The 11,478-nt window shown below is 67.8% G+C and carries 11 protein-coding genes; 10 read left to right on the plus strand and 1 reads right to left on the minus strand.

The features are described from left to right. Nucleotides 1-78: 78 nt before the first annotated feature. From ASF32_RS22580 to ASF32_RS22610, 7 genes are all read left to right on the plus strand, one after another. Nucleotides 79-2,814 (plus strand): valine--tRNA ligase, encoded by a 2,736-nt coding sequence (locus ASF32_RS22580; protein WP_056434071.1) that lies wholly within the window; start codon nucleotides 79-81, stop codon nucleotides 2,812-2,814. Next, nucleotides 2,811-3,533 carry a DUF2459 domain-containing protein gene (locus ASF32_RS22585; RefSeq protein ID WP_056434073.1) on the plus strand — a complete coding sequence of 241 codons (723 nt, stop codon included), beginning with the start codon at nucleotides 2,811-2,813 and terminating at the stop codon, nucleotides 3,531-3,533. Before ASF32_RS22580 ends, ASF32_RS22585 begins: the two co-directional genes overlap by 4 nt. 93 nt (nucleotides 3,534-3,626) lie before the next feature. Continuing rightward, complete coding sequence (locus tag ASF32_RS22590; protein ID WP_056434075.1) at nucleotides 3,627-5,162, plus strand: Do family serine endopeptidase; 1,536 nt, start codon at nucleotides 3,627-3,629, stop codon at nucleotides 5,160-5,162. Nucleotides 5,163-5,403: 241 nt separating this feature from the next. Continuing rightward, complete coding sequence (locus ASF32_RS22595; RefSeq protein WP_056434077.1) at nucleotides 5,404-5,877, plus strand: hypothetical protein; 474 nt, start codon at nucleotides 5,404-5,406, stop codon at nucleotides 5,875-5,877. 42 nt (nucleotides 5,878-5,919) lie between these two features. Further along, nucleotides 5,920-6,465: a hypothetical protein gene (locus ASF32_RS22600; protein ID WP_056434079.1), complete on the plus strand. Its 546-nt coding sequence runs from the start codon at nucleotides 5,920-5,922 to the stop codon at nucleotides 6,463-6,465. A 10-nt stretch (nucleotides 6,466-6,475) separates the two neighbouring features. Then, a complete protein-coding gene (gene kdsA / locus ASF32_RS22605) occupies nucleotides 6,476-7,333 on the plus strand; it encodes a 3-deoxy-8-phosphooctulonate synthase (protein ID WP_056434081.1) in 858 nt (285 codons plus the stop codon). Nucleotides 7,334-7,437: 104 nt separating this feature from the next. Further along, nucleotides 7,438-7,791 carry a hypothetical protein gene (locus ASF32_RS22610; protein ID WP_056434083.1) on the plus strand — a complete coding sequence of 118 codons (354 nt, stop codon included), beginning with the start codon at nucleotides 7,438-7,440 and terminating at the stop codon, nucleotides 7,789-7,791. A gap of 145 nt (nucleotides 7,792-7,936) precedes the next feature. Here the strand turns inward: ASF32_RS22610 and queF are convergent, their stop codons facing one another. Further along, the gene (gene queF, locus ASF32_RS22615; protein ID WP_056434087.1) at nucleotides 7,937-8,404 is read right to left on the minus strand and encodes a preQ(1) synthase; all 468 of its coding nucleotides are present in this window, start codon (nucleotides 8,402-8,404) and stop codon (nucleotides 7,937-7,939) included. Between the two features lie 348 nt (nucleotides 8,405-8,752). On the opposite strand from queF, the gene eno reads away from it, so the two are divergent. The 3 genes from eno to ASF32_RS22630 all read left to right on the plus strand — a co-directional run bounded on the left by eno (nucleotide 8,753) and on the right by ASF32_RS22630 (nucleotide 11,404). Further along, on the plus strand, nucleotides 8,753-10,042 hold the full coding sequence (gene eno, locus ASF32_RS22620) for a phosphopyruvate hydratase (protein ID WP_056434089.1): 1,290 nt from the start codon (nucleotides 8,753-8,755) through the stop codon (nucleotides 10,040-10,042). Nucleotides 10,043-10,220: 178 nt separating this feature from the next. Further along, nucleotides 10,221-10,637 (plus strand): DUF393 domain-containing protein, encoded by a 417-nt coding sequence (locus ASF32_RS22625; protein WP_056434091.1) that lies wholly within the window; start codon nucleotides 10,221-10,223, stop codon nucleotides 10,635-10,637. A 110-nt stretch (nucleotides 10,638-10,747) separates the two neighbouring features. After that, nucleotides 10,748-11,404 carry a DUF1345 domain-containing protein gene (locus ASF32_RS22630; RefSeq protein ID WP_056434093.1) on the plus strand — a complete coding sequence of 219 codons (657 nt, stop codon included), beginning with the start codon at nucleotides 10,748-10,750 and terminating at the stop codon, nucleotides 11,402-11,404. Nucleotides 11,405-11,478 lie beyond the last annotated feature (74 nt).

Here is an 11,478-nt window from a genome sequence, read left to right on the forward strand (position 1 = left end):
CGGAGGACGTGACGGGGTGAAAGCGGGCCAATACGCGGTCTGACGGCCGCCTCGCACGAACTGGCCCGACGCAAGCCCATGATGGACAAGACCTTCGATCCCGCCGCCGTCGAGGCGCGCATCGCGTCCGCCTGGGAGGCGGGTGACGCATTCAAGGCCGGACGGCCGGAGCGCGCGGGCGCCAAGCCCTTCACCATGGTGATCCCGCCGCCGAACGTCACCGGCAGCCTGCATATGGGCCACGCCCTGAACAATACGCTGCAGGACATCCTCTGCCGCTTCGAGCGCATGCGTGGACGCGACGTGCTGTGGCAGCCGGGCACGGACCATGCCGGCATCGCGACCCAGATGGTGGTGGAGCGCCGCCTCGCCGAGGCGAAGGAGCCCGGCCGGCGGGAGCTCGGCCGCGAGGCCTTCGTCGAGAAGGTCTGGGCCTGGAAGGCCGAGTCCGGCGGGGCCATCGTCAACCAGTTGAAGCGGCTGGGCGCCTCCTGCGACTGGTCGCGCGAGCGCTTCACCATGGGCCTGTCCGGCCAGCCCGACGACCAGATGGTCCGCGCCGTCACCAAGACCTTCGTCGATCTCCACGCCCAGGGGCTGATCTACCGCGACAAGCGGCTCGTGAACTGGGATCCGAAGTTCCAGACCGCGATCTCGGATCTCGAAGTCCTGCAGGTCGAGGTGAAGGGCCATCTCTGGCACTTCGATTATCCCATCGTCGATGAGGCAGGCGCCGAGACCGGCGAGGTCATCACCGTGGCCACCACCCGCCCCGAGACCATGCTCGGCGACACGGCGGTCGCGGTCCATCCCGACGACGAGCGCTATACGCATCTCGTCGGCAAGCATGTGCGCCTGCCGCTGGTCGGCCGTCTGATCCCCATCGTCGCCGATACCTATTCGGACCCGGAGAAGGGCACCGGCGCCGTCAAGATTACCCCGGCGCACGACTTCAACGATTTCGAGGTGGGCAAGCGAGCCGGCTGCACGCCGATTAACATCCTGGATCCGGAAGCGCGCATAACCCTCGACGGAAACGCGGCTTTCCTGAAGGACTCGAACCCTGAGCCCGAGGCTCTGGCTCTGCACGGCCTCGACCGGTTCGAGGCGCGGAAGCGCGTCGTCGCCCTGATGGAGGCGCGCGAGCGCCTGCGGCTCACCGAGCCCAACACCCATGCGGTCCCGCATGGCGACCGTTCGAACGTGGTCATCGAGCCCTACCTCACCGACCAATGGTACGTGAACGTGAAGCCTCTGGCCGAGCGTGCGCTACAGGCCGTGCGCGATGGGAAAACCCGTTTCGTTCCGGAGAATTACGAGCGGACCTTCTTCCAGTGGCTTGAGAATATCGAGCCCTGGTGCATCTCGCGCCAGCTCTGGTGGGGCCACCAGATCCCGGTCTGGTACGATGACGAGGGCGGCATCTTCGTGGCCTCCAGCGAGACGGAAGCCCTGGAGCAGGCGACGGCCAAGCACGGCCGCGCCGTGGCCCTGCGTCGCGACGAGGATGTCCTCGACACGTGGTTCTCCTCCGCCCTGTGGCCGTTCTCGACGCTCGGCTGGCCCGACGCGACGCCGGAGCTCGACCGCTACTATCCGACCAACACCCTGGTCACCGGCAAGGACATCATCTTCTTCTGGGTCGCCCGGATGATGATGCTCGGCCTCCACGTCACCGACAGGGTGCCGTTCGATACGGTCTATCTCCACACCCTGGTGCGCGACGCCTCGGGCGCCAAGATGTCGAAGTCGAAGGGCAATGTCGTCGATCCGCTCGGCCTCATCGACCAGTACGGCGCCGATGCCCTCCGCTTCACCCTGGCCGCCATGGCCGCGCAGGGCAGGGACATCAAGCTCGCGGTGAACCGTGTCGAAGGCTACCGCAACTTCGCGACCAAGCTCTGGAACGCCTCGCGCTTCGCCGAGATGAACGGCTGCGTGCTCCGCGCCGATTACCGCCCGGAAGCCGCCACCGAGACCCTGAACCGCTGGGCGCTGGGCGAGGCCGCGCGCGCCGTGGCCGAGGTGTCGACGGCGCTCGACGCCTACCGCTTCAACGACGCGGCGGCGGCCGCCTACCGCTTCGTCTGGAATATTTTTTGTGATTGGTATCTCGAACTCGCCAAGCCGGTGCTTCAGGGCGAGAGCGTCGATGCCGGCCTCAAGGCCGAGACGCAGGCCACGGTGGCGTTCCTGATCGACCAGATCGCCAAGCTGCTGCACCCGTTCATGCCGTTCCTCACCGAGGAACTCTGGGCGATCAAGGGCGAGGGCATCGCCGAGCGTGGGCTCCTGGCGCTGGCGCCGTGGCCCGACCTGTCGGGGCTGGCGGATGCTCGGGCCGAAGCCGAGATCGGCTGGGTGGTGGACCTCGTCTCCGAGATCCGCTCCGCCCGTTCGGAGACCAACGTGCCGGCCGGTGCCCAGATTCCCCTGGTCATCGTCGGCGCCGACGAGGCCCTGCTGGCGCGGGCAGCGCAGTGGCAGGACACGCTCCTGCGCCTCGCCCGCCTGTCGGAGATTTCCTTCGCCGAGACCGCGCCGAAGAACGCGGTCCAGCTGCTGGTGCGCGGCTCGGTGGCGGCGCTGCCCCTGGAGGGCATCGTCGACCTCAAGGCCGAGGTCGCCCGCCTGAACAAGGAGGCGGTGAAGGCGGCCTCCGAGATCGGAAAGATCGAGGCCAAGCTCGGCAATGCCGACTTCCTCGCCCGCGCGCCCGACGAGGTGGTGGACGAGCAGCGCGAGCGCCGCGACGCGGAAGCGGCACGTCTGGAGAAGATCCGGGAAGCCCTGGCGCGGTTGTCCGACGCGTGATCCTGCGCCGGCTGGGCCAGGGCCTCGCCGGCCTGTTGGCCCTCCTCGTCCTCGCCGCGATCGTCACGGCGAGGTCCGGCGACCCGGCGCTCTATCCCGCTCCGGACGACGACTCACAAAACATCGAACTCGTCAGCCACGGCTGGCATTCGGGGCTGGTGATCCCACGCGAGGCCCTCACCGGGGAGGGCGCCGGCACGGCTTTGCGGAGCATCGCCACGCGCTTTCGGGCCTATCCGGGGATCGAGTTCGGCTGGGGCGAGGCCCGCTTCTACCGGGCGACGCCGACACTGGCTCAGTTCGACCTGCGCCTCGCCCTCGAAGCCCTGTTCACCCCCGGCGGCCGCGACGGCGTCGTCCAGGTGGTGGGCCTCGAAGACGATACCCGGACGAGCTTCCCGCATTCGGACATCGTCCCCATCCGGGTCTCGAAGGCCGGCCTCGCCCGTCTGCTCGCCCGCCTCGACGCGAGCTTCCGCCTCGCCGACAACGTCCCCATCGAGGGCGGTCCCGGCCTCTACGGGCCGAGCCTGTTCTACGAAGGGCAGGGCCGCTTCAGCGCCGCCAACGTCTGCAACCACTGGGCCGCCCGCCTCCTCCACGCCGCCGGCCTGCCGATCACGCCCGTCCTAGACACGCACCCGGCGGGATTGCTGCTGGATCTGAGATGGCGGGCGGGGGTGAGGGCGCTCCCGGCTCCCAACCTGTCCAAACCGTAATCTCGGCGACACGGCCGGGTCAGGCTGAGGTCTCTACATGGATGGTCATGGCCCCGCTCAGCGGGGACACGACCTTTCCGGAGAGACCTGTCCATGACGTCGTCCACCTCTCGCCTGCGCCGCAACGCCCTCGCCTCCGTCGCCGCCATCGCCATCGCTGCGACGGGAGCCGCGGGCATCAGCCTGACTCAGCCCTCCACCCCGGCCTATGCCCAGGCCCTGTCCAAGAACCCCATCGACGTGCCGGACCATCCGCCCGGCTCCTTCGCCAGCGTGGTCGACAAGGTGAAGCCCGGCGTGGTCGCCGTGAAGGTGAAGCTCGACGACAGCGCCGGCATGGACGACGACGACGGCCCCGGGCAGGGCCAGGGCCAGCAGGTTCCGCCGCAGCTGCGCGAGTTCTTCAAGCGCTTCGGCCAGGGCGGCCCGGGGCAGGGCCAGGGCTTCGGCGGCCCGTCGCCCAAGCGCCAGGGCCAGCGTGGCGCCATGGGTTCGGGCTTCATCATCTCGGCCGATGGCTACGTCGTCACCAACAATCACGTGGTCGACAAGGCCAAGACCGTGCAGGTCACGCTCGACGACAACCGCACCCTCGACGCCAAGGTCATCGGCAAGGACCCCAAGACCGATCTGGCGCTGCTCAAAATCACCGAAGGCGGCACTTTCCCCTACGTCTCGCTGGGCAAGACCGCACCCCGTGTCGGCGATTGGGTGGTGGCCATCGGCAACCCGTTCGGCCTCGGCGGCACGGTGACGGCCGGCATCGTCTCGGCCCGTGGCCGCGATATCGGCGCCGGCCCCTATGACGACTTCCTGCAGATCGATGCGCCCATCAACAAGGGCAATTCCGGCGGCCCGACCTTCAATGTCGGCGGCGAAGTGGTGGGCGTGAACACCGCCATCGCCTCCCCCTCGGGCGGCAGCGTGGGCCTGGCCTTCGCTATCCCGGCCGAGACCGTGCAGGCGGTGGTCGACCAGCTCCGGGCCGACGGCAAGGTGGCCCGCGGCTATCTTGGCGTGCAGGTCCAGCCGGTGACGAAGGACATCGCCGACGGCCTCGGCCTCGACAAGGCCAAGGGCGCCCTCGTCGACCACGCCGAACCCGGCACCCCGGCTGCCAAGGCCGGCCTCAAATCCGGCGACGTGATCGAATCGGTCAATGGCGCGCCGGTGAACGATGCCCGCGAATTGTCCCGCCGCATCGCCGGCCTGAAGCCCGGCGCCAAGGTGGAGCTCGCCTATCTGCGCGGCGGCAAGTCCGACACCGCCACGGTGGAGCTCGGCGCCCTGCCGAACGACCCGAAGGCAGGCAACGACAACCGCAGCAGCTCGTCGAGCGACGGCCAGCCGCGCCTCGGCCTCAGCCTCGCCCCGGCCTCGCAGGTCGGTGCCGGCGACGAGGGCGTCGCGGTGATGGATGTCGATCCCGATGGTCCGGCCGCCGCCAAGGGCATCGAGCAAGGCGATATCATCCTCGATGTGGCCGGCTCCAGCGTCTCGAAGCCCTCGGAGATCGCCGAGCGCATCAAGGCGGCCGAGGCCAGCGGCCGCAAGGCGGTGCTGATGCGGGTCAAGAGCACCAAGGGCGTGACCCGCTTCGTCGCCGTGGCCCTCAACAAGGCCGGCTGAACACTCAGCCGGGGGCGCGATGAGCCCCCGGCCTCTTCGCAGACGAGGTCTCGACCAGAGCCGGCCCGTTCCTTCGGGCCGGCTCTTCGCGTGACTGTCCCCTCAGCCGACAGGACCGAATCTTGCCTCGGTCACGAAGGTGCCTTCGCGCACGCCGATGCCGGATCCTGTCGCAATCCAGAGAAATGACGAAGCGAAGCTACGGGTCTGCTGTTGCGAACATGGAAGGGGGGAGAATCCGATGCCTGTTCTTAAGCGGATCCTGGTGGCTGGCCTGCCCCTCGTCGCTCTCTCCTCGACGATCGCTCCGACAGGGCCTGCCCATGCCAAGTCGGTGGCGGCGAAGCCGGTCTGGGCCACGGGCACCTTCGTTTTTGCGGATCTCTGCACGACGCCCGAAAGTGGCGAGCGGGCAGGGCGGCGGATCACGCTCAAGCGTTCTCCCACCGGCAACGTGCTGGTTTACGAAACCCCATTCCAATCGGCGCAGGCCGAGAGCCTCACCCTCGATGACGACACCAAGGGCTTGTCGTTCCTGGTCGGTGGCGAACGAGGCCATGTCGCCTTCCACGGAACCCTGGCGACGGATGCGCTGGTGGGCACGGTGGAAGACGAGACCGGCGCCTATCCGTTGCGTCTGCGCCGGGTCCTTCGCTCGCACGCCCACGAGCCCTGCCCCGCCGATGTCACGGGATCGATCGGAACGCGACGCTGAGATCGTTGGGCTCGAGCGGCGGCCTGCTTTAGGATCGGGCCCATGAAAGCCCGATCCTTCCCATCCATCGCCTGCCTCCTGACCGCCATCGCCTTGTCCTCGACGCCGGATCCGGCGACAGCGGGCGATTCCTGCGATCGACTCACCGCACGGATGATCAGGGTCACCGGGGCGTCTCTGGCCGGGCGCGAGGCGTCTCTCGCCGTGTTCCGCGCCGGGGATGCCGATCGCATGAGCCTCGATTGCCGGGCGCCGACGCGGATGGCGTTCGGGTCACGGGATCAGGCGCCGGCCAGAGCCTTTTTCGTCCTGATCGGCCTGGCGGCGGAAGGGCTGGTGGGTACGAAGGCCGGCAAGGTCGAGGCCCTGGCCCGCACCCTCCATCGGGACGCCCGCCTCACGGGGCTGGCGCAGGCGGGACAGGCGGGGAATGCGGCCCTGCGATGCGAGACGAGCGGGCAGGGGCTCACCGATACCCTCGGCCTGGGCGGCCCGGCGCCCGACCTCACGCGCTGCATGCTCACCCGGCATCGTCGGACGATCCTTCGCCGTCGCGCAGGCCTTTTCGACGGGGCTCAGTTGGGCTAGACCGGGCGCCATGTCCGAACCTGCTCGCTCACCCGCCGGTCCCGTCGTGATGGCGGGGTCCACCGCCTTCGCCAACCACCTGCCCTTCGCGCTCATTGCCGGCCCATGCCAGCTCGAGAGCCGCGACCACGCCATCGAAATTGCCGACGCGCTCAAGGGCATGACCGACCGTCTCGGGATCGGCCTCGTCTTCAAGGGCTCGTTCGACAAGGCCAACCGGACCTCCGGCTCCACCGCGCGCGGCCTTGGCCTTGCCGGGGCATTGCCGATTTTCGCCGACATCAAGGAAAGGTTCGGTCTCCCGGTCCTCACCGACGTCCACGAAGCATCGCAATGCGCACCGGCTGCGGAGATCATCGACGTCCTCCAGATCCCAGCCTTCCTGTGCCGGCAGACCGACCTGCTCCTGGCGGCCGCCGCCACGGGCCACGTGGTGAACGTGAAGAAGGGCCAGTTCCTCGCCCCCTGGGACATGGCTCATGTCGCCGCCAAGGTCACGAATGCCGGTAATCCCAACGTGCTGGTCACCGAACGGGGAGCCTCGTTCGGCTACAACACCCTCGTTTCCGACATGCGCAGCCTGCCGATCATGGCCCAGGTGACGCACGGTGCGCCGGTGGTGTTCGACGCGACCCATTCGGTGCAGCAGCCGGGCGGGCAGGGCGCCACCTCCGGTGGGCAGCGCGAGTTCGTGGCGGTGCTGGCCCGTGCCGCCGTGGCGGTGGGGGTCGCCGGCCTGTTCATCGAGACCCATCCCGATCCGGACCATGCCCCGTCGGACGGTCCCAACATGGTCCCTCTCCGGGCGATGCCGGCGTTACTGGAGACCCTGCAGGCTTTCGATCGCTTGGCAAAGTCGAGCGGCTGACCGGGTCACGCCCCTTGGAATCGTTCGACCAGACGTGACAATGGAACCGACCTGCCCACACTTCGTTGTTTTGGCTTAAGCACAGCGACGATTTGAGGAGCTCCATGCGCAAGTTCGCACTGATCACAGCCGTCACCCTTTCCCTCGGCGCCATGGCTGCCGGGACGGCAGCGGAAGCCCGCCCCGGACATGGTCACGGCTACGGTCGCGGCGGCCATGGCGGTTATGCCCACGGCGGCTACGGCCATCGTGGCTACGGAAACCGTGGATACGGCAATCGCGGCTACGCCTACGGTGGCGGGCATCGCCGTGGCATCGGGACCGGCGCTGCCGTCGGCCTTGGCATCGCTGGCTTGGCGGCTGGCGCCATCGCAGCCGGCGCCGCCCGCGATTCCTACTACAACAATGGCTATGGCCGTCCGGCCTATGGGCGACCCGCTTACGGCTACGGCTACTGAACCGAGCTAAGTCACGCGTTCTCGAAGGGCGGCCGGTTTTGACCGGCCGCCTTTTTTCTTGGCCGCTACGATGCCACGCCAGCGTGAGAAGCTGCCTCGATGCTCAAGCTAGAGCCGGAAGATCGTCGAAACGGGCACGGGCTAATCAGCCGCGCCCGCGATATGGCGCGATCCCCTGGTCCGGGAGCCAGAGCGTTTTCGGCGGCTCGCCGGTCTGCCAGAACACGTCGATGGGGATACCGCCCCGCGCATTCCAATAGCCACCGATGCGGAAATACCGGGGCTTGAGGAGATCGACGAGCGTCATGCCGATCCCGACCGTGCAATCCTCATGGAATGCGCCGTGATTGCGAAACGAGCCGAGATAGAGCTTCAGAGATTTGGATTCCACGAGCCAAAGATCCGGCACGTAGTCGATCATCAGGATGCCGAAATCGGGCTGGCCGGTCACGGGACAGATCGAGGTGAATTCGGGGGCGGTGAACCGTGCCAGATAATCCGTTCCCGGATGAGGGTTCGGCACCCGGTCCAGGCGCGCCGTCTCGGGGGAGGCGGGCAGGGGGGTCGGCTGGCCGAGCTGAAGAGATTCGTCGGAGGAGGGTGGGTTGGTCATGTCCGCCGCTATAGCGCAGGCTGCGTGCCAGGGAAACCTCCACCCCGGAATGCTTCATGAAATCAACGGCCTAGTCTCCTGGCTGCAAGGTCCGCCCCGATCTCGGTGAGAGAAGCGGGGTGGGGGACCACAACCCGTGAAGCGGAACGTCTCGTAACCTAAGCAAAGATTTCTGACCGACCGGCGAGCTTCATCGGCGAGGGGCGCTTGCCGGATGCGGCACGTTGACGGATAAGCCTGCCCTGTATCAGACCGGTCCATAGGGCGCGCTCGCCGACGGCGCACGCCCGCGGGACGATGACGACATGGCCGGATACCGGCCGCAACATTTTGAGAGCAGGGGCACGCATGACCGCGATCACCAACATCGCCGCCCGCGAGATCCTCGATAGCCGGGGCAACCCGACCGTCGAAGTGGACGTCCTCCTCGAAGACGGCTCCTTCGGCCGAGCCGCCGTGCCGTCCGGCGCCTCCACCGGTGCCCACGAGGCAGTGGAGTTGCGTGACGGTGACAAGGGTCGCTACAGCGGCAAGGGCGTGCGCAAGGCGGTGGCCGCGGTCCGTGGCGATATCCTCGACGCCATCGGCGGCATGGATGCCGAGGATCAGATCGCCGTCGACGAGGCGATGATCGAACTCGACGGTACCCCCAACAAGGCGCGGCTGGGTGCCAACGCCATTCTCGGCGTATCCCTGGCGGTCGCCAAGGCAGCGGCCGAGACCGCCGGCCTGCCGCTCTACCGCTATGTCGGCGGAACCCAGGGGCGGGTGCTGCCGGTGCCGATGATGAACATCATCAACGGCGGCGCGCATGCCGACAACCCGATCGACTTCCAAGAATTCATGATCATGCCGGTGGGTGCGTCCTCGCTGGCCGAGGCGGTGCGCATGGGCGCCGAAGTGTTCCATACCCTCAAGAGCGCCCTGAAGAAGGCCGGTCACAACACCAATGTCGGCGATGAGGGCGGTTTTGCCCCCAACCTCCCCTCGGCCGAGGCCGGGCTCGACTTCGTGATGGAATCGATCGCCGCGGCCGGCTTCAAGCCCGGCACCGACATCGTGCTCGCCCTCGACTGCGCCGCCACCGAGTTCTTCAAGGACGGTGCCTACCATTACGAAGGCGAGGGCCAGACCCGCTCGATCGAGGCCCAGGTCGATTACCTCACCAAGCTCGTGGATTCCTACCCGATCCTCTCCATCGAGGACGGGATGTCGGAAGACGACTGGGCCGGCTGGAAGCTCCTGACCGAGAAGGTCGGCAACCGCTGCCAGCTCGTGGGCGACGATCTCTTCGTCACCAACGTCACCCGCCTGTCGCGCGGCATCGCCGAGAACACCGCCAATTCGATCCTCGTGAAGGTCAACCAGATCGGCACCCTCACCGAGACGCTGGCCGCCGTCGATATGGCGCAACGCGCCGGCTACACCGCCGTGATGTCCCACCGTTCGGGCGAGACCGAGGATTCCACCATCGCGGATCTGGCCGTCGCCACCAATTGCGGGCAGATCAAGACCGGCTCGCTCGCCCGCTCGGACAGATTGGCCAAGTACAACCAGCTCATCCGCATCGAGGAAGGCCTCGGCGCTCAGGGCCGCTACGCCGGCAAGGCCGCCCTCAAGGCCTTCGCCTCCCGCTGACGCGCGGGGGCGTCCCGAAACACGGGTGCTCCTCCGTCATCACATTGTCCGTCATCACATTGAAAGACGGCCACACCTCCGCTTCCATCGAGGGTGTGGCCGTTTCGCTTGTATCGGCGTTGTCCCCGGACACGGCCTCCCTCTCCGGAGCCGATGAAGAGGGACATAACCGCCCACCATGACCCCACCCGCCGCACTGACCGTCTATTACGACGGGGCCTGTCCGCTCTGTTCCGCCGAGATCCGGACCTACCGGCGTAGTCGCGGGGCCGAACGCCTCGCCTTCGTCGATGTCAGCGGCGACGACGCCCCCGCCACGCTCGGCCCCGATCTCAGCCGCGAAGCCGCGCAAGCACGTTTCCACGTCCGGGACGATCAGGGGCGTCTCGCCTCCGGGGCGTCGGGCTTCATCCGGCTCTGGCGCGAGTTGCCCGGCTGGGGCTGGCTCGCAGCCTTCGCGAGTCTGCCCGGCATGCCGATCCTGGCCGAGGCCGCCTATCGCGGGTTCCTGCCCCTGCGCCCTCATCTCGCCAAACTGTTCTCCCGGTTCTCGGGGACCTCCTGCGACACCGCCTGCCGCCCACCCAAGGCGTGATACCAGGCCGTCCGCCGGGCCTCGGTGAGCGCAACTCTCTTCACGGGGATGCGATGACCGCTTGGCGCGATCCGGCGTTATAGCCGGGTGCCGTAGCGCGAGTCCCATCGATGCAGAACCCCATCCAGGCCTTCCTGCTGCGCCCGCGGCTTCTCGGGGCGATCGTGTTCGCAGTGGTGCTGTCGGTGGCCCTGCCCTTCGCGTCGCTCTGGACGCGCCTCCTCGTCGGCTGGTGCGTCGGCGTCGTCGTCTACACCGCCCTCGTCATCTGGCGGACCTCGTCCCTGTCGCGGGACGCCCTGCGCCGGGAAGCGTCGCGGCTCGACGACAGCGCACCGGTGATCTCGCTCTTCGCCATCCTGGCGGGGCTCGCGAGTTGCGGCGCCGTGGCGATGCTGGTGATCGGAGGACGGGAGCCGGATGCGCCGCGCCTCGCCCACCTTGCCCTGGCGATCATGACGATGCTCTGCGCCTGGGTCTTCGTGCAGGTGATCTTCACCGTGCATTACGCCCATCTCTATTACGGTGAGGTCGACGAGGGTCGGAACCGTGGCGGAATCGACTTTCCCGGCGGAGAGGAGCCGGATTTCTGGGACTTCCTCTACTTCTCCGTCACCATCGGGGCGACCTCACAGACCTCCGATACCGACATCACCAGTAAGGCGTTCCGCCGGATCGTGACGGCGCAGACGATCTACGCCTACCTGTTCAACACCAGCGTCCTGGCTCTGGCGGTGAACATGGCCGCGGGCTTCGCCCAGCAGTGAACCTCGAAGGGGGTCAGGACCCCTTCACCCGTGTCGCGACACGATCGCCGTCATCGGTCGCAGTCCGGACGATC

Origin of the sequence: Methylobacterium sp. Leaf91, assembly GCF_001422815.1 — a bacterium.
In the GTDB taxonomy this organism is placed as follows: Bacteria; Pseudomonadota; Alphaproteobacteria; order Rhizobiales; family Beijerinckiaceae; genus Methylobacterium.